The sequence below is a fragment of the Limnohabitans sp. WS1 genome, from assembly GCF_003063265.1.
GTDB lineage: Bacteria > Pseudomonadota > Gammaproteobacteria > Burkholderiales > Burkholderiaceae_C > Limnohabitans_A.
Genome location: NZ_NERU01000002.1, coordinates 269,067 through 286,856 on the forward strand (window position 1 = coordinate 269,067; position 17,790 = coordinate 286,856).

A 17,790-nucleotide genomic window follows, 5' to 3' on the forward strand; every position below is an offset into this window, starting at 1 on the left:
TGGGGATGTACCTGTCATGCAACAGCTTGCTGCGACTGGGACGACAGATTGAAAAGAAGAAGGTGACGAGCCTTGACCCCGGCACTGGATTCACAGTTAGGGCTGCTTGGTTCCCCACCTGACCCGGTTGGCCGCTTCACCATGCGGGAAGGCCCGTCGGGGTTGATTGTAGGCGAGCTTGGGTGGGTCCGGCGTGGGTCAGCCTTGTTTTTTGCATGGTGCTGGCCGCGTGCCGGGGGCCGATAGAATCAAGCCCCATGTCCTACCTTGTTCTCGCGCGAAAATACCGCCCCCGCAATTTCACCGAAATGGTGGGGCAAGAGCATGTTGTTCAAGCTTTGACCAACGCTTTGGTGCAACAGCGCTTGCACCATGCCTACCTGTTCACGGGCACACGGGGCGTGGGCAAGACCACGGTGTCGCGCATTTTGGCCAAGTCCTTGAATTGCCAAGGCGTGGACGGGCAGGGGGGCATCACGGCCGAGCCTTGTGGTGTCTGTCAGGCCTGCCGCGACATTGATGCCGGTCGTTTTGTCGATTACACCGAGTTGGACGCCGCTTCGAACCGGGGGGTGGACGAGGTGCAGAGTTTGCTCGAGCAAGCGGTTTACAAGCCGGTGCAGGGGCGCTTCAAGGTCTTCATGATCGACGAGGTGCACATGCTGACCAACACGGCCTTCAACGCGATGTTGAAGACCTTGGAAGAGCCGCCCGAATACCTGAAGTTTGTCTTGGCCACCACCGATCCGCAAAAGGTGCCTGTGACGGTGTTGTCACGTTGCTTGCAGTTCAACCTGCGGCCCATGGCGCCCGAGACCGTGTTTGAGCACTTGACGCGTGTGCTCAGCGCCGAGCACTTGACGGCCGAGCCTTTGGCCTTGCGTTTGTTGGCGCGGGCAGCACGCGGCTCCATGCGCGATGCTTTGAGCTTGACCGATCAGGCGATTGCCTTTGGCAATGGCTTGGTGCAAGAGGCCGGTGTGCGCCAGATGTTGGGCAGTGTGGACCGCAGCCATGTGTTGAACTTGATTCGCGCTTTGACGGTGGGTGATGGGGCCACGGTAGTCACCCAGGTGGACGCTTTGCGGCTGCAAGGCGTGTCTGCGGCGGCCACCCTGGAAGACATGGCCATGCTGCTGCAACGCATGGCCGTGATGCAGATGGTGCCGAGCATGGCGCACGATGGGGAAGATCCGGACACCCAAGGTTTGGCCGAGCTGGCCATGGCGATGCCTGCCGAAGAAACCCAATTGCTTTACAGCCTGTGTTTGCATGGGCGCACCGAGCTGGGCTTGGCCCCGGACGAGTATGCGGCGCTGACCATGGTGCTGTTGCGTTTGTTGGCGTTCAAACCGGCTTCGGGTTTGGCTGAAAAAAAAAGCCCACGAATTCCCCCCCGCCCGGCCATTGAGCCCCAAGACACCCGTCTGATCGCGCCCCAAGCAGTCTCGCTGCCTGGGTCTTCGGCGGCGAGCGCTGTGCCTGTTCCTGCCCCATTGGGGTCTGCTGCGCCCGAGTTGGCCAGTCCTGCGGGCGAGGTGAAGGCTTTGGCACCTGCAGTGCCTTCAGCGTCTTCAGACGCCGTGGCTCCCGTGCCTGCGCTCGCCTCACCAGTCCCACTGGCTTCATTCACACCTGTCTTAACGCCTGTCACCCCAGTCGCTCCGACAACAATCACAGCATCGCCCCCGGTTGCCGTGGCACAGCCTGTGCCAGCAGTGCCAGCAGTGCCAGCGCCTGTATTGCCCCACCCCGTCGCCCATCCGGTGGTCAAGCCGGTGGCCCCTGCCGTGGCCTATCAAGACGCAGTGGATGCGATGGCTCAGGACGCTGAGGACGCTCAGGATGAGTCTCCGCCCTGGGATGAGTGGCACGGTGCCCACGATGACCGCCTGAGCCATGAACCGCCAGGGGCCTCCGCGATGGCGGCTGAACAGGCTCAAAGACCCGTTTCGGGTCTGCGGTCTTTGCCGGTGCGTGACATGGCGGCTGTGGCGGGCCGTGCCGATGTGCCGACACCGCTGGCGGTGCAGCTCACGCCCGAGGGCGATGTGTGGCTGGCCGTGGTGCAGGGCCTGATGGCCCAAGAGGCCATCACTGCCTTGGTGCGTGAGCTGGCCTTGCAGTCGCAGCTGATGTCGCGCACGCAGGATCGGTGGCAATTGCGCGTCGAGAACGAGATGCTGAACCATGCGGTCAGCAAGGAGCGTTTGCAGTTGGCTTTGCAGGCGGCAGGCCATGGTGATGTGCAGCTTGGGGTCGAGATCGGGCCGGTCAGCGACACTCCAGCCCGACGTTTGGCCATTTTGGCGGCCGAAAAAATGCTGGCCGCGCAAGACCTGATTCAAAACGACCCCCTGGTGCAGGCCATGGTGCGTGACTTCGGCGCGAAAATTGTGCCTGGCAGCATTCAGCTGATTTGACTTTTCTTTTTCTGTTCAACTCCCCCCATTCAAAGGAATCACCATGTTCAACAAAGGACAACTTGCCGGCTTGATGAAACAGGCGCAGGCCATGCAGGACAACCTGAAAAAGGCCCAAGACGAATTGGCGTTTGTCGAGGTGGAAGGCCAGTCGGGTTCGGGCATGGTCAAGGTGCTGATGACCTGCAAGCACAGCGTGCGCCGCGTGACCATTGACCCCAGTTTGCTGGCCGATGACAAAGACATGCTGGAGGACTTGGTGGCCGCTGCTTTTAATGATGCGGTGCGTCAGGCCGAAGAGGTGTCGCAGCAAAAGATGGGCAAATTGACGGCCGGTTTGCCGCCCGGCATGAAAATGCCTTTCTGACCGATTGATACGCCCACATGGCCGATACCCACGCCCTTGCCACTTTGGTTCAAGCCCTCAAGGGCTTGCCGGGGGTGGGCATCAAGTCGGCCCAGCGCATGGCCTTTCAACTGCTGCAAAACGACCGGGCCACAGCTCGCCACTTGGCCGCGGCTTTGCAGCATGCCGTTGAAAACGTGCGCCACTGTGCGTGTTGCCACACCTTCACCGAGGCCGAGTTGTGCGATACCTGTCTGGACGCTTCGCGCGACCGGACACTGTTGTGCGTGATTGAGACGCCGGCCGATCAGTCGGCCATCGAGCGCACGGGCACTTACCGGGGTTTGTATTTTGTGTTGATGGGCAAGCTCAGCCCCTTGGACGGCATTGGCCCGCACGACATCGGCTTGTCCAAGCTCAAGCAGCGTGTGGCCGACGGGGTCTTGACCGAGGTGATTTTGGCCACCAACTTCACGGCAGAAGGCGAAGCCACGGCCCATGTGATTTCGCAGATGATTCGCCAGCAAGGTTTGAAGGTCACGCGCTTGGCCCGGGGCGTGCCAGCGGGCAGCGAGTTGGAGTATGTGGACCTGGGCACGATTGCCCATGCTTTGGTGGACCGCCGCTGATTTTGCGTACGTGAAAACCCGCTTGGGATCATTCCCGATGCGCGTCAACAGGGCTTTGCTTAAGCTTGGGGCATTGCATGTTTTCAAGGGAGCTGGCCTGTGTCCAAGGCGGTCTGGGGTCGTCGTTCGTTTCTGTCAAGCGCCATGGCTTGGCTGGCCTGTGCGCCGGCTGCCGTGTCCGCCAATGTGGAGCCCGGACGTTTTTTGCCTCGGGTCAAAATTGCCTTGGCAGCAGGGCAAAGCCTCTACCACTTGCCCTTGACCTTGGCAGACCAATTGGGCTATTTCAAGCAGGCGGGTGTGGCGGTGGAATGGGTCGTTCATGAGTCCGGAGCCAAGGCGGCCAGCAGTGTGTTGCAGGGTCAAGCCGATGTGCTGTCCGGCTCGTTCGAGCATTTGTTTTTCTTGCAGCAAAAAGTGCAGGGGTTTCAGGCCTTTGTGCAAACGGGGCGAACACCTCAGTTGAGTTTGGGGGTGAGCACACGGCCGGGATTGGTTTGGCGTTCGGTGATGGATCTGAGGGGCCTGCGTGTGGGGGTCTCGTCTCTGGATTCGGCCACCTACTGGATGACCTGCCATTGGCTCATGAACCATGGTTTGTTGCCCGAAGACGTGGTGTTTGTCCCGGTGGGGTCGGCTCCTCAGGTGGTGGAGTCTTTGCGCAGCGGCGCCATTGATGCCCTGTGTCAACCCGATCCGGTGATGCATTGGTTGGAGCAAAAAAACGAAGTTCGTGTGGTGTTCGAGGCCCGCAGTCTGGCCGCGACCCGCAAGCTTTTTGGGGGCATGGTGCCCGGGGCTTGCTTGATGACCACGGCAGATTTTCTACAGCGCCAACCCGAGCGCGTTCAGGCCTTGAGTGATGCAGTGGTCCATGCTTTGAAATGGTTGCAGACTGCGGGTTTGACCGATGTCTTGAAGGCCGTGCCTGCGGGTCATTGGTTGGGCGATCGGGCCATTTATTTGAGCGCTTTTGAGAAGCTGCGCGAGTCCTATGCGGTCGATGGCATCTTGCGCAGCGAGGAGGTGATGAACGCTTGGCGGGCGCACTCTCGTTTGCCCAATGGCTCGGCCTTGGCCCGGGTGGTGCCTGAAAAAACTTACACCAACGCCTTTGCCCTTAAATCGCGGGTGCGGTTTTCTGCATGAGGGGTGTCACAGGAGACGGGGTCTCAGCGTTGGGACTTTCTTGCAGTCGCTGTGCCTTTTTTGGGACCAGTTTGTCGACTTCGTGCGCTTGATTTTTCTACCCTTCGTGGCGCTTGTGAGGGCACCAACAGGGTCAGTGTTTGACCGTTGCTGAGACTGACCTGGGGTTTGAGCCGGTTCCATTCGGCCACGTTGGCGGCGCTGACACCGTGTCTGGCCGCGAGGCTGGCCAAAGAGTCGCCTTTTCTGGCTTTGACCTGGATTTTTCTCAGCACCACTTCGGGGGCCAGGGCCAAGTGGGCGTTGTCGGCCAGATGTTCGGTGACATCGTTGTCCAGTTTCCCCTGGCGCGGTACCAGCAGGGTGGAGCCGGCTTTGACCAGCATGCGCGGTGGTATGCCATTGACCGAGCGCAATTGCTCGGCGGACAGGCCCAGCTGAGTGGCCACTTCTTCGGCCTTCATGGTGCGTGGGGCTTGCCATGCGGTCCAGGTGGACAGTCGGCGGTTGGCGTGTGATTGCAGGTTGGTCTCAAAGATGGTGGCGTTGTCCCATGGCAGCAAAATTTGGGGTGTGCCTGCGGCCAGGATCACCGGTCGGCTCATGGCGGGGTTGAGGGCTTTGAAGTCCTCCAAGGAAACACCGGCCAATTTGGCGGCCACCTCGACATCGATATCGCGGTCAATGGGCACACTCTTGAAGAAGGGGTGGTTCTGGATCAGGGGCAACTGGGTGCTGAAGGCCTCGGGCTGGGCCACGATGTTTTTGACGGCCTGCAATTTGGGCACGTAATAACGGGTTTCGTTGGGCATGTTCAGATCGCTGTAGCTCAGCGGTTTGCCTTGGGCCCGGTTGCGTGCCAAGGCACGGCCCACACTGCCTTCACCCCAGTTATAAGCGGCCAAAGCCAAATGCCAGTCGCCAAACAGGGTGTAGAGCTTTTGCAGGTAGTCGAGGGCCGCACGGGTGGATTCCAGCACGTCGCGACGCTCATCCCTGAACAGGTTTTGCTTGAGGTCAAAGTACTTGCCCGTGGCGGGCATGAACTGCCACATGCCTGCGGCTTTGGCGCTCGAGACGGCCTGGGGGTTGAAGGCCGATTCAATGAAGGGCAACAGGGCCAGTTCGGTGGGCATGTTGCGCCGCTCCAGTTCCTCCACGATGTGGAACAGGTAGGGGCGTGAGCGTTCGGTCATGCGCAAGATGTAGTCGGGGCGACTGGCATACCACTGTTCGCGGTTGCGCACGAGTTCGTTGTCGAGGTCGGGCATGGCAAAACCACGGCGAATGCGTTCCCAGACGTCAACGGGTGGGGCTTGAAGGCCAATTTGTGATTGGGGCTTGAGCACCACGGCACGGTCAGGCTCTGCTGGGGCAATCGACACCACGGGTGGTGCGTTGAGGGAGGCATTTGCCGCGTCTTGTTTGACGGGTGAGGTCGAGGGTGACGAAGGTGTTGCGCTGGGAAAGCTCGATCTGGGGCCTGACGAGGGGGTGGCGCAGCCCGCCAGCAGCAAGCTCAAGCCCAAAATCAAGGCCCCAGCGGGGCGGCCCAGGGCCTTCAGGGGCGATAGGAGGAGGTTCATCGGAAGTCGTTTTTCCATTGACGAAGGGCCGCAAAAATGGCGATGTCGTCCACCGCGTGAGGCGCATGTTGTTGCACTGCCGTGACCACATCAGGTGCGCGGCTGCGCAGGAAGGGGTTGATGGCTCGCTCTGTGTGCAGGTGTGATGGCAAAGTTGGCAGATCTTGCTGGCGCAGTTGGGTGCACCGCTGCACGTATTGCTGCAAGTCGGTGTTGTGAGGCTCCACGGCCAAGGCAAATTTCAAGTTGGACAGGGTGTATTCGTGGGCACAACACACCCGGGTGGCAGAGGGCAAAGCGGCCAGGGTGTCCAGCGACTGCAGCATTTGAGCGGGAGTGCCTTCAAACAGCCGTCCACAGCCGCCAGAAAACAAGGTGTCGCCACAAAACAGCACAGGGTCTTGGTCTGGCGGTTGCGCCCAAAATGCGATGTGTCCCAGGGTGTGGCCGGGCACATCGATCACCTGGAAGTTCAGGCCATGCCAGTCCAACGCATCGCCTTGTTGCAGACCCTGAGCTTCAACAGGCAAGCGCTCCATGGCCGGTCCTTTGCACAGGGCACCCGTTTGGGCCACCAGCTGGGCCACGCCCCCGGTGTGGTCGGCATGGTGGTGCGTGACTAAAATCGTGTCCAGTTGCAGCCCGGGGTGTGCCGCCAGCCAGTCCAGCACAGCCGCACCATCGCCTGGGTCAACAGCCAGAACGTGGTGGTCTGTGTGTAACAACCAAATATAGTTGTCGGTGAAAGCGGGCAATGCAATGAGTTTCATGGAGAGTCCGATTATAGAAAGCAAGCATTCAAATGCCGATTGGTTGTCCAGTTTGGGGCCGTCGGTGGCCGCGCGTTTGTTGGCCTGGGAACAGGCCCAAGCCGATGCACTTTTGGCCGATGTCTTTGGCTATCACGCCGTTCAGCTGGGATGGCCTGACCTGCAAGCCTTGCGGGGCAACCGAATGCCACACCGTTGGCAGGCGCAGGCCGAGTTCGAGTCTTCGCAAGTCGCATTTCATCACAACACCGATACCCTGGCCCAAGGCCCTGATGTGTGGCTGGACAGTCGCGCTTGGCCTTGGTCGGCCGACAGCCTGGATTTGGTGGTCTTGCCCCATGCCCTGGAGCGGTCAGCCGATCCTCACGCCTGCTTGCGCGAAGTGGAGCGGGTGTTGATTCCTGAGGGGCATGTGCTTATCACGGGGTTCAATCCCTTGAGTTTGTGGGGTTGGCATCAGTCAGGTGCCTTGCGGCGTCAGGGGGTGGGTCATGGCCTGGGCCAGTCTTTGATCGCCTACCGACGGTTGCGCGATTGGCTGCGTTTGTTGGGGTTTGAGGTTCAGGTCAGCCGTTTTGGAGGCTGGACACCGGCTTGGCGTCAAGAGCGATGGATGCAGCGCATGGACTGGATGGACCGGGCGGGTGAACGTTGGTGGCCCATTTTTGGGGGCGTTTATCTGTTGATGGCCACCAAACGTGTCCATGGGGGCCGTTTGCTGGAATCTCGCCCTTGGCGCAAGGTACGATCGCCCGCTGCAACGACTGTGCCAGTGGCCCGGTCCGATACCTCCATTGGCCGTCAAGCGGCCGCGAAAGACAGTGTTGACCCACGTTGAAATTTATACCGATGGTGCCTGCAAGGGCAATCCTGGCCCGGGTGGCTGGGGCGCACGCTTGCAGGCTGGCCGGCATGTGCAGGAGTTGTTTGGTGGTGAGCTTAATACCACCAACAACCGCATGGAGATGACCGCTGTCATTGAGGGCCTGTTGGCACTCAAACGCCCTTGCCAAGTCACTTTGTACCTGGACAGCGAATATGTGCGCAAAGGCATCACCGAGTGGATTCAAGGCTGGAAAGCACGGGGATGGCGCACAGCCGCCAAGCAACCGGTCAAAAATGCCGACTTGTGGCAAAAATTGGACACAGTCGTGTCCACTGCGGGACACCGGATTGACTGGCGCTGGGTCAAGGGGCATGCGGGCGACCCGGGCAATGAAAGGGCCGATGCACTCGCCAACCTCGGCGTAGACAAAGCCTTGGGCCGGTGAGGCCAATCCTTTGGCGTTGGCCGAGCTGGTGTGGAAAGCCATTTTCTTGAGCCTGAGCCGAACCGCGACCTCTTGGACAGGGCGGGTGCCGCTGTTACATTCTGTCAGTCTTGGTGAATTCAACCTGAGAGAAATCTGAATGGCTTACAAGAAAAAATATGCCCTGCTGGCGCTCGTCGGGGTTTGTGTGGCGTCTGGTGCGGCGTGGTGGTGGCAAAACAAGCCTGCCACAAGCAGCCCTGTGGCCCCCTTGGCGGGGCCGGGGGCGGCCACCGGAAGTCCAGGAGCCGGCGCGGCCCGTGCCCCTGCCGTGGAAGTGGCCAAAGTTCAGACCCAGCGCCTGGTGGACGAAACCCAAGCGGTGGGCAGTTTGCGCTCCCGTCAGGGTGTGATGCTGCGCCCCGAAGTGGCCGGTCGTGTCAAACAGATTTTTTTCAACGATGGTCAACGTGTGCGCAAGGGCCAGGTTTTGGTGCAGTTTGAGGACCAACTGCAGCAGGCACAGGTGTCGCAAGCCCGGGCCGAGTTGTCGATTGCCGAGGCCAACCACAAACGCAACCAAGAACTGGTAGGACAAAACTTCATCAGCAAGCGATCGCTCGATGAAAGCGGTGCGGCGCTGGAGGTGTCTCGCGCCAAGCTGTCTTTGGCCGATGCCACCTTGCAGCGTTTGAAGGTGCTGGCACCGTTTGATGGCATCGCTGGCCTCAAGCAAATCAATGTGGGCGATTACCTGAAAGACGGCGCGGACATGGTCAACATCGAGGACCTGGATGCGGTGTTGCTGGATTTCCGATTGCCTGAGCGCTTTCAGGCCAAGATCCGTGCGGGCCAAACAGCCCAGCTGACGGTGGATGCTTTGCCCGGACGTCCCTTCACGGCCATTGTGCAGGCGGTGGACCCCTTGATTGAGGCCAATGGCCGGTCGGTCGGCGTGCGCGGCTGCATCGACAACCGCCAACAGGCTTTGCGTCCCGGCATGTTTGCACGGGTCAATGCGGTGTTTGGTTCGCGTGAAAACGCTTTGATGATTCCCGAAGAGGCGGTCATCCCTCAGGGAGGACGCAGCTTTGTGGTCAAGGTGGTGGCAGGCGAAAAGCCCGATGCCTTGATTTCTGAGCGCGTGGCGGTGAAGTTGGGCTTGCGTTTGCCGGGGAAAGTCGAAGTTTTGGAAGGTTTGGCCGAAGGTGACACCGTGGTCACGGCAGGCCACCAGCGGTTGCAAAAAGACGGCACAGCTGTGCGCGTGGTCGACTTGTCGCAGCCCGGAGGTGGCAAACCGCCTGCTGGCGCTGGGCCTTCTGGGGCTGCGGGTGCTGCCGCTGGCCGTGCGCCTGGAGGTGCCAACGGTGCCCCTGCAGCAGCAGGGGGCGCTGCAGGGGCACCGGCTTCAGGCGCTGCAGCTTCAGCTGCACCTTCAGCTGCACCTGGTGCAGCTTTGCAAAGTGCTGGACCCGCTGCTGCGGCCAAGCCGGGTCAGTCTGCAGCCCGAAATGTGGCGGTGTCCGGCCCCAACCCTTGCCTGAGGGGCAACGATGCAGCTCGCTGAAGTCTCCATTCGGCGGCCTGTACTGGCCGTGGTCATGTCCTTGCTGATTTTGCTGATTGGCGCTGTGAGCTTCAAAAGTTTGTCTCTGCGCGAATACCCTAAGATCGACGAGCCCACCGTCACCGTAACCACCCGCTATGTCGGGGCCTCGGCCGAGGTGATCGAGTCGCAGGTCACCAAACCTTTGGAAGACTCGATTGCGGGCATTGATGCGGTGGATGTCATCACCTCCATCAGCCGCGCCGAGCAGTCGCAAATCACGGTGCGCTTTCGCCTTGAAAAGGACGCCGACACGGCCGCAGCCGAAGTGCGTGACCGCACGTCGCGGGTGCGCAACCGTTTGCCTCAGGCCATTGAAGAGCCCGTCATTGCCAAGGTCGAGGCCGATGCCTTTCCGGTGATCTGGCTGGCTTTTTCCAGCGACACGCTCAATGCGCTGCAAATCAACGACCTGGTCAACCGCGTGGTCAAGCCGCGCCTGCAGACCGTGACCGGTGTGGCCGATGTGCGTATTTTTGGTGAGCGCAAATACGCCATGCTGGTGTCCTTGGACCATGCGCGTTTGTCGTCTTATAAGCTCACGCCGCAAGACGTGGAAGACGCCATCCGGCGCAGCAATCTGGAACTGCCTGCGGGTCGCATCGAGTCCAGCAACCGTGAATTCAGTGTCTCGTCACAAACCGACCTGACCCGCCCCAGCCAGTTTGGGGACATCGTGATCCGCAGCGTGAACGGTTTTCCGGTCAAGCTGCGCGATGTGGCCCAAATCAAGGAAGATGCCGCCAACGACCGCAGTGTGGTGCGCCTGAATGGCCGGTCTGCGATTTCTGCTGGCGTGATCCGCCAGGCCACGGCCAACCCGCTGGATTTGTCCAAAGGTGTGCGCGAGATGATTCCCCGCCTTCAGGCTGATTTGCCCGGCGACATCTCGATCGACGTGGCCAACGACAACTCCGTCTTCATCGACCGCTCCATCAAGAACGTGTTCCAGACCATTGTGGAGGCGGTGGTTTTGGTGGCTTTGGTGATTTTTGTGTTTTTGCGCACCTTGCGGGCTTCGATCATCCCGATCATCACCATCCCGGTCAGCTTGATTGGGGCGTTTGCCATGATGGCTTTGGCCGGTTTCACCATCAACACACTGACCCTGCTGGCGCTGGTGTTGGCCATTGGTTTGGTGGTAGACGACGCCATTGTGGTGCTGGAAAACATTTACCGGCACATTGAAGAGGGGTTGGACCCGTTTTCAGCGGCCATCAAGGGCGTTCGGGAAATCAGTTTTGCCGTCATCGCCATGACCTTGACGCTGGCCGCCGTGTTTGCGCCCTTGGCCTTCACGCCGGGGCGCACGGGCAAGTTGTTTGGTGAATTTGCCTTGGCCCTGGCTGGGGCGGTGATTGTGTCGGGCTTTGTGGCCTTGACCCTGGCCCCCATGCTGAGCGCCAAACTGCTGCGCCACAACCCCAATCCAAGCTGGTTTGACAGTTTCATGGAGCGCAGGCTCACGGCCTTGTCCAACGGTTATGAAAGTTTGTTGGGCTTCATTCTGACCCGCGCACGTTGGGTGGTGGTGTTGGTGATGGTGGGCTCAGGGGTGGGCATTGCCTTCATTTACCCCACCATGAAGCAGGAACTCGCACCCCTGGAAGACCGGGGCGTGATTTTGGCCACTGTCAACGCGCCCGATGGCTCCACACTGGAATACACCGACCGCTATGCCCGTTCGCTGGAGAAGTTTGGCCAGGCGTACCCCGAGTTCGACCGCATTTTTGCCAATATCGGCAACCCCACGGTTGGGCAAGGTTCGGTGGTTTATCGTGCGGTGGACTGGGACGAGCGCCAACGCACCACGCTGGAGATCGCGCGTGAATTGGGTGGGAAATTCAACAGCTTGCCCGGTGTGAATGCCTTTCCGATCACGCCGCCTTCTTTGGGGCAGGGTTTTCGCGAGCGGCCTTTGAACTTTGTGATCCAGACCTCGGACAGCTACCAGAACTTGAATCAGCTGACACGCCAGTTGATGGACGAGGTGGCCAAAAACCCCGGCATCTTGTCACCCGACGTGGACCTGCGTTTGAACAAGCCCGAGCTGCGCATCGAAGTCGATCGCGTGAAAGCCGCCGAGCTGGGCGTGAGCATCGAGGTGGTGGCCAAAACCATCGAGACCATGCTGGGGGGCCGGGTGGTGACGCGTTACAAACGCGACGCCGAGCAGTACGACGTGATCGTGCAAACCTTGCCCTCAGCCCGCAACACGCCCGACGACATCGACGTGATCCAGGTGCGCGGTCGCAATGACACCATGGTCCCGCTGTCGAGTCTGGTCAAGGTGCGCGAAAGCGTCTCTCCGCGCGAGTTGAACCACTTTGGTCAACGCCGGTCGGTGTCGATCACGGCCAACTTGTCGCCTGACTATTCTTTGGGCGAAGCGATCAAGTTCATGGATGAAACCGCGGCCAAGGTGCTCAAACCCGGCTATACCACCGAGCTGAACGGCACTTCGCGCGAATTCAAAAGCTCGCAGGGGGCTTTGGTCATCGTTTTCGTGCTGGCGCTGTTCTTCATCTTTTTGGTGCTGGCGGCGCAGTTTGAGAGCTTTGTGGATCCGTTTGTGATCATGCTGTCTGTACCGCTGTCCATGATCGGGGCGCTCTTGGCCCTCAAGTTCACGGGCGGGTCACTCAACGTGTACTCACAAATTGGCTTGATCACCCTGGTGGGCTTGATCACCAAACACGGCATTTTGATTGTGGAGTTCACCAACCAGCTGCGTGAGCAGGGCATGGCGATGCAAGAGGCCTTGGTCAAGGCTTCGGCCCAGCGCTTGCGTCCCATTTTGATGACCACCGGGGCCATGGTGTTGGGTGCGGTGCCGCTGGCCTTGGCCACGGGCGCGGGCGCGGAGAGCCGGACGCAAATTGGTTGGGTGATTGTGGGTGGCATGAGCTTGGGCACTTTGCTGGCCATCTTTGTGGTACCCACCATGTATTCGCTGCTGGCCCGCAAAGCGGTGCCTGGGCCGAACAAGGCGGTGGCGCATGAGGCACCGCCTGAGGTGCCTGTGCATTGATCGCACAGACGCGGCACGCGCTGTGCGGCGTCTGAGTCATGAAAAAAGCGGCCAAGGCCGCTTTTTTCATGGGTGCCGGATTTTCCGGTTCACAGGTGCCCGTCAAACATCATCACATCCACCAGGTCGCCCACGGCCACGTTGCCTTGGGCGTGGCCCAGCACGATCAGGCCGTTGGCTTGAACCATGGAGCTGAGCACGCCGGAGCCTTGGTTGCCGGTGATGCTGACCTGCAAGTCGCCAGCCGCGTTGGTGCTGACGATGCCGCGCTGGTATTCGGTGCGGCCGGGCTTCTTGCGCAGTGCTTCGGTGCTTTTGGCTTTGAGCAGGGGCAAGGCTGGTGCCTGCCAGCCCATGAGTTGCTGCAAGGCGGGGCGCACAAAGGCAGCAAAGGTCACCATGACGGCGACCGGGTTGCCCGGCAGGCCAAACAGTACCGCTGAGCGGTTTCCACGCTGGATGCGGCCCACCGCCATGGGGCGGCCCGGGCGCATGGCGATGCGCCAAAAGGCCACATCGCCCAGTTTTTTCATCATGGCCTTGGTGTGGTCGGCCTCGCCCACGCTCACGCCGCCGCTGGTGATGATGGCGTCGGCCTGTGCAGCCGCATCCACAAAAGCTTGTTCCAGCGCGGCAGGCTCGTCGCGCACCACGCCCATGTCGATCAGCTCGCAGCCCAGCGCCTGTACCATGCCGGCCACGGTGTAGCGGTTGCTGTCGTACACCGCGCCTTCGCGGGGCGCTTCGCCCAGGCTCAGGATTTCGTCGCCAGTTGAAAAATAGGCCACTTTGGGTCTGCGCCACACGCTGACACTGGGCAAGCCCAGGCTGGCCAGCAAGCCGCAGGCAGCGGGCGCGAGGCGAGTGCCCGCACGCAGGGCGGGTTGCCCAGCCATCAGGTCCTCGCCCAAAAGGCGGCGGTTGTCGCCCGTTTGCAGCAGGCCGGGCGGAATCTGCACCTGGTCGCCGTCCACCTTCACCAGCTCTTGCGGCGCCACGGTGTCCAGTCCAGCGGGCATGATGGCCCCGGTCATGATGCGCACGCACTCGCCCGCATTCAGCGTGCCTTGCCAGGCAGCACCGGCGAACGCGGTGCCTACAACGTTGAGGGGTGTTGGACGGTCGGGCAGCAGTTCTGCGCCGCGCAAGGCGTAGCCGTCCATGGCCGAGTTGTCATGGGGCGGCACGCTGATGGGTGAGACCACGTCTTGCGCCAGGATGCGGCCATGGGCCTGCATCAAGGCCACGGTTTCTTGTTCGCGCAGGGGCTGGACCAGCTGGGCCAGAAAGTCGTTCACATGGCGGGCCGACAGGGCTTGCGGGTCGTAGCCTTGCAGGCGGTCGGCGATTTCGCTGAGTGACGGTGTGGGTGACAGTGCGGGGGGCAGGGGCATGGTCATGGTCGGCGCGGCCATTGTGTGGCCATGGGATTCAGAGGGCTTCGAGTTGCTGCAGTTCGGCCAGTGTATTGGCGTTGGCAAAGGCCTGTGGGCTGTCGCCAGGCAGGTCAAACGGGACGATGGCGCAGCGGTGCTGTGCGGTCCAGGCGTCGATCTTGCGGCCACCGCCTTGGGTGAACTTGACCAGACTTTCGAGCAGATCGGTTTTGAGCAGGCAAAACACCGGCTGAGGGCGCACCGTGCCATCGGCCTCGGGGGCGGCGGCCATGGCCAGATCGGCGTCTTGGGCGTTCATGGCGTGGACCAGGCGCTCCACCAGATCGAGCGGAAACAAGGGCGTGTCACAGGGCACCGTGAGCATGAGCGGCGTTTCGCAGCGCTCCAAACCCGTTTGAAAACCTGCCAGAGGCCCTGCAAAGCCGTCGATGCTGTCAGGCCAAACCGGCACGCCCAGCGATTCGTAGGCCGCCAGGTTGCGGTTGGCGTTGATCAGCACCTCTTGCAGTGGCAGGCTTTGCAGCTGAAGGCGCATCAGGGTTTGCAAAGCCAGTGGCAGGCCGTGGAAGTTTTGCAGGCCTTTGTCGCTGCCACCCATGCGCGAGCCGCGCCCGCCTGCGAGGATGAGGCCGGTGATGGCGGGTGCGTTGTTGTTCATGGCCTTCAGCCTCCGATGTAGCTCATTTCCACCCGGCGGCCGGGGCCGCTGGCGGTGTCCGGCCCGCGCAGGCTGCGCAGACGCGAGTATTGGTCTGTGCGCCCGCGCCAGATGGCGTCCACCGTGGCAGCCAGTGTGGTGTCGCTTTGTGTGGGGTCGCGCAAGAGCTGGCGCAGGTCGTAGCCTTGGCTGGCAAACAGGCACAAATACAAGCGGCCTTCGGTGGACAGGCGGGCGCGGTTGCAGTCGCCACAAAAGGCCTGCGTCACGCTGCTGATCACACCCACTTCGCCCAAACTCGGGTCGTGCTCGCCCTGGGCGTTGGCGTAACCCCAGCGCTCGGCGGTTTCTCCCGGGGCTGAGGGGTCGAGTTGCACCAGCGGCAGCTCGGTCTGCAGCAGGCGGATCACCTCTGCGCTGGGCAGCACCTCGTCCATGCACCAGCCGTTGGTCGCGCCCACGTCCATGTATTCAATGAAGCGCAGCACGATGCCTGTGCCCCGAAAGTGCCGCGCCATGGGCAAAATTTCATGCTCGTTGGTGCCGCGCTTGACCACCATATTGACCTTGATCGGCCCCAGATCCGCTGCCCGTGCCGCCTCGATCCCGGCCAGCACATCGGCCACCGGAAAGTCCACGTCATTCATGCTGCGAAACACCGCATCGTCCAGCCCGTCCAGGCTGACCGTCACGCGTTGCAAGCCTGCGTCTTTCAGGCTCTGGGCCTTGCGGGCCAAGAGCGAGCCGTTGGTGGTCAGCGTCAAATCGAGTGGCTGGCCGTCGGGGGTGCGCAGTGCGGCCAGTTGTTTGATCAGGATCTCGATGTTTTTGCGCAGCAGGGGCTCACCGCCCGTCAGGCGGATTTTGCGCACGCCCCGGCCCACAAACACGGTGGCGATGCGGGTGATTTCTTCAAAGCTCAGCAAATGGCTGTGCGGCAGGTAGGCGTAATCCTTGTCAAAGATTTCCTTGGGCATGCAGTAACTGCACCTGAAATTGCAGCGATCGGTCACGCTGATGCGCAAATCCGTCAAGGGTCGGCGCAGGCCGTCCAAGGGCAGTGGGTTCAGGTCGTGGCTGTGGCCTTGCACGGTGGCGGGCAAAGGCAAGCTGGGATGGCGCTGGTCAACCAGCGGAATGACGCGTTCAGACATAGCCAGCGATTGTGCCCGACACGCCACCCCCTTGGAGGTGGCATGGTCAAGGATGGACAGATCTACAAAAAAGCGTTCATGCAAACGCCATGAGTTTCACCCCTGTGGGAGCCCCGCCCTCGGGGCGAGGGGTCGCGGTCCGTGAGGCTCTATCGCGGCGGGGGCGCCGCTCCTGCAAAAAAGCGTTCATGCAAGCACCATCGGGTCGGATCAACAGGTGGTTTCAGCCGTGTGAGATGGCCACGGTTTTGAGGGTGGTGAAGCCCAGCAGCGCTTCCAGGCCTTTTTCGCGGCCGTAGCCCGATGACTTGACGCCACCAAAGGGCAGCTCTACCCCACCCGCCGCGCCGTAGTTGTTGATGAACACCTGGCCGCTGCGCACCCGTTTGGCCATGCGGAACTGGCGTCCGCCGTCGCGAGTCCAGATGCCCGCGACGAGGCCGAACTCGGTGGCATTGGCCAACTCGACGGCGTGGTCTTCGTCTTTAAAAGCCATCGCCGAGAGCACGGGGCCAAACACCTCTTCCTGCGCCAAACGGTGCATCACCGGCACGTCGCGCAAGAGCACCGGGGCTTGGTAAAACCCGCCTGCAGGCACGCCGGGCGCGATCTGGCCGTGCGCCACGGTGGCGATGCCGTCCGCATTGGCTTGCTCCAAAAAGCCCGTGACGCGTTCCAGCTGGCTGGCGCGGATCAGGGGCCCCAAATCCAGGTTCATCGCGGCTGAGCCCACTTGCAGGCGGCTGAAAGCTTCACCCAGGCGTTGGAGCAGCGGCTCGTAAATGCCTTGCTGGATCAGCACGCGAGAGCCCGCGCTGCAGGTCTGGCCCGAGTTTTGCACGATGGCGTTGACCACCACGGGAATGGCTGCGTCCAGGTCGGCGTCGTCAAAAATAATTTGTGGGCTTTTGCCGCCCAGCTCCAGCGTCACGGGGCAATGCCGTTCAGCGGCCACTTGCTGGATCAGGGTGCCCACGCGGGGGCTGCCCGTGAAGCTGATGTGGTCGATGCCGGGGTGGCGGGCCAGCGCGTCACCCACCTCGTGGCCATAACCCGTGACGATGTTCAAGGACCCGGCCGGAAAACCGACTTCGGCCGCCAACTGCGCCACACGGATCAGGCTCAGGCAAGCGTCCTCGGCGGGTTTGACCACGCAGGCGTTGCCCGCTGCCAAGGCGCCGCCCACGCTGCGGCCAAAAATCTGCATGGGGTAATTCCAGGGGATCACATGGCCCGTCACGCCGTGCGGCTCGCGCCAAGTCAGTACGCTGTAGCCGTTTTGATAGGGCAGGGTGTCGCCGTGCAATTTGTCGCAAGACCCGGCGTAAAACTCAAAGTAACGCGCCAGGGCCACCGCGTCGGCCGCAGCCTGTTTGGTGGGTTTGCCGCAGTCGCGCTGCTCCAGCGCCGCCAATTCGCCCGCGTGTTCGGCCACTTTGCGCGACAGCGCCATCAGCAAACGTCCGCGCTCCGTCCCCGTGAGCCAACCCCAAGGGCCGTTGAAAGCGGCCCGCGCCGCTTGCACCGCCTGGTCGATGTCGGCTGCCTGGCTGCGCGGGATCTGTTCAAACACCTGCCCGTCAGAGGGGTCCAGCACGTCGATGGTTTGGCCGGCCAAGGCAGGGGTGGATTGGTTGGCGATGAAATTGTGTTGCATGCCGCCATTGTCGGTGGTGGTGCGGCCTTGGAAATCACGCACGAGACATTCTGCACAGGAGCACACGCTGACGGTTGCACAAAGGCAAGGGGCGAAAGCCCCGGTAAGGGGGGTGCCCAAGCTTTCGCAAG

14 protein-coding genes and 1 other RNA gene are annotated in these 17,790 nt (G+C 61.5%); 8 read left to right on the forward strand and 7 right to left on the reverse strand.

The features are described 5' to 3' along the window. Positions 1 to 61: 61 nt before the first annotated feature. Positions 62 to 158: signal recognition particle sRNA small type (ffs, locus tag B9Z48_RS04910), an RNA gene on the reverse strand. Between the two features lie 99 nt (positions 159 to 257). On the opposite strand from ffs, the gene dnaX reads away from it, so the two are divergent. The 4 genes from dnaX to B9Z48_RS04930 all read left to right on the forward strand — a co-directional run bounded on the left by dnaX (position 258) and on the right by B9Z48_RS04930 (position 4,547). Continuing rightward, positions 258 to 2,423: a DNA polymerase III subunit gamma/tau gene (gene dnaX, locus B9Z48_RS04915; RefSeq protein WP_108377347.1), complete on the forward strand. Its 2,166-nt coding sequence runs from the start codon at positions 258 to 260 to the stop codon at positions 2,421 to 2,423. Positions 2,424 to 2,466: 43 nt separating this feature from the next. Beyond that, positions 2,467 to 2,790 carry a YbaB/EbfC family nucleoid-associated protein gene (locus B9Z48_RS04920; RefSeq protein ID WP_089954010.1) on the forward strand — a complete coding sequence of 108 codons (324 nt, stop codon included), beginning with the start codon at positions 2,467 to 2,469 and terminating at the stop codon, positions 2,788 to 2,790. A 17-nt stretch (positions 2,791 to 2,807) separates the two neighbouring features. Next, a complete protein-coding gene (gene recR / locus B9Z48_RS04925) occupies positions 2,808 to 3,398 on the forward strand; it encodes a recombination mediator RecR (protein ID WP_089954004.1) in 591 nt (196 codons plus the stop codon). Positions 3,399 to 3,497: 99 nt separating this feature from the next. Beyond that, on the forward strand, positions 3,498 to 4,547 hold the full coding sequence (locus B9Z48_RS04930; RefSeq protein ID WP_233261022.1) for an ABC transporter substrate-binding protein: 1,050 nt from the start codon (positions 3,498 to 3,500) through the stop codon (positions 4,545 to 4,547). A gap of 23 nt (positions 4,548 to 4,570) precedes the next feature. Here B9Z48_RS04930 and B9Z48_RS04935 read toward each other — a convergent pair whose 3' ends face one another. After that, positions 4,571 to 6,133 (reverse strand): transglycosylase SLT domain-containing protein, encoded by a 1,563-nt coding sequence (locus B9Z48_RS04935; protein ID WP_089953997.1) that lies wholly within the window; start codon positions 6,131 to 6,133, stop codon positions 4,571 to 4,573. Then, on the reverse strand, positions 6,130 to 6,903 hold the full coding sequence (gloB, locus tag B9Z48_RS04940) for a hydroxyacylglutathione hydrolase (protein WP_089953993.1): 774 nt from the start codon (positions 6,901 to 6,903) through the stop codon (positions 6,130 to 6,132). The genes B9Z48_RS04935 and gloB overlap by 4 nt, the downstream gene beginning before the upstream one ends. Here gloB and B9Z48_RS04945 point away from each other — a divergent pair. From B9Z48_RS04945 to B9Z48_RS04960, 4 genes are all read left to right on the forward strand, one after another. After that, positions 6,902 to 7,741 (forward strand): class I SAM-dependent methyltransferase, encoded by an 840-nt coding sequence (locus B9Z48_RS04945; protein WP_108377349.1) that lies wholly within the window; start codon positions 6,902 to 6,904, stop codon positions 7,739 to 7,741. The two genes, gloB and B9Z48_RS04945, sit on opposite strands and share 2 nt — an antisense overlap. Beyond that, the gene (gene rnhA, locus B9Z48_RS04950) at positions 7,728 to 8,174 is read left to right on the forward strand and encodes a ribonuclease HI (RefSeq protein ID WP_089955233.1); all 447 of its coding nucleotides are present in this window, start codon (positions 7,728 to 7,730) and stop codon (positions 8,172 to 8,174) included. Before B9Z48_RS04945 ends, rnhA begins: the two co-directional genes overlap by 14 nt. 139 nt (positions 8,175 to 8,313) lie before the next feature. Further along, positions 8,314 to 9,723, forward strand: coding sequence for an efflux RND transporter periplasmic adaptor subunit (locus tag B9Z48_RS04955; RefSeq protein WP_108377350.1), 1,410 nt, complete (start codon positions 8,314 to 8,316; stop codon positions 9,721 to 9,723). Then, positions 9,710 to 12,793, forward strand: coding sequence for an efflux RND transporter permease subunit (locus tag B9Z48_RS04960; protein WP_108377351.1), 3,084 nt, complete (start codon positions 9,710 to 9,712; stop codon positions 12,791 to 12,793). The genes B9Z48_RS04955 and B9Z48_RS04960 overlap by 14 nt, the downstream gene beginning before the upstream one ends. An 89-nt stretch (positions 12,794 to 12,882) precedes the next feature. On the opposite strand, the gene glp is transcribed toward B9Z48_RS04960, so the two are convergent. The 4 genes from glp to B9Z48_RS04980 all read right to left on the reverse strand — a co-directional run bounded on the left by glp (position 12,883) and on the right by B9Z48_RS04980 (position 17,659). After that, complete coding sequence (glp, locus tag B9Z48_RS04965; protein ID WP_233261023.1) at positions 12,883 to 14,208, reverse strand: gephyrin-like molybdotransferase Glp; 1,326 nt, start codon at positions 14,206 to 14,208, stop codon at positions 12,883 to 12,885. A gap of 16 nt (positions 14,209 to 14,224) precedes the next feature. Continuing rightward, positions 14,225 to 14,848 (reverse strand): molybdenum cofactor guanylyltransferase MobA, encoded by a 624-nt coding sequence (gene mobA / locus B9Z48_RS04970; RefSeq protein ID WP_108377352.1) that lies wholly within the window; start codon positions 14,846 to 14,848, stop codon positions 14,225 to 14,227. Positions 14,849 to 14,853: 5 nt separating this feature from the next. After that, the gene (gene moaA / locus B9Z48_RS04975; RefSeq protein WP_108377353.1) at positions 14,854 to 16,002 is read right to left on the reverse strand and encodes a GTP 3',8-cyclase MoaA; all 1,149 of its coding nucleotides are present in this window, start codon (positions 16,000 to 16,002) and stop codon (positions 14,854 to 14,856) included. A gap of 223 nt (positions 16,003 to 16,225) precedes the next feature. Continuing rightward, positions 16,226 to 17,659: an aldehyde dehydrogenase family protein gene (locus tag B9Z48_RS04980; RefSeq protein WP_108377438.1), complete on the reverse strand. Its 1,434-nt coding sequence runs from the start codon at positions 17,657 to 17,659 to the stop codon at positions 16,226 to 16,228. Positions 17,660 to 17,790: the final 131 nt, after the last annotated feature.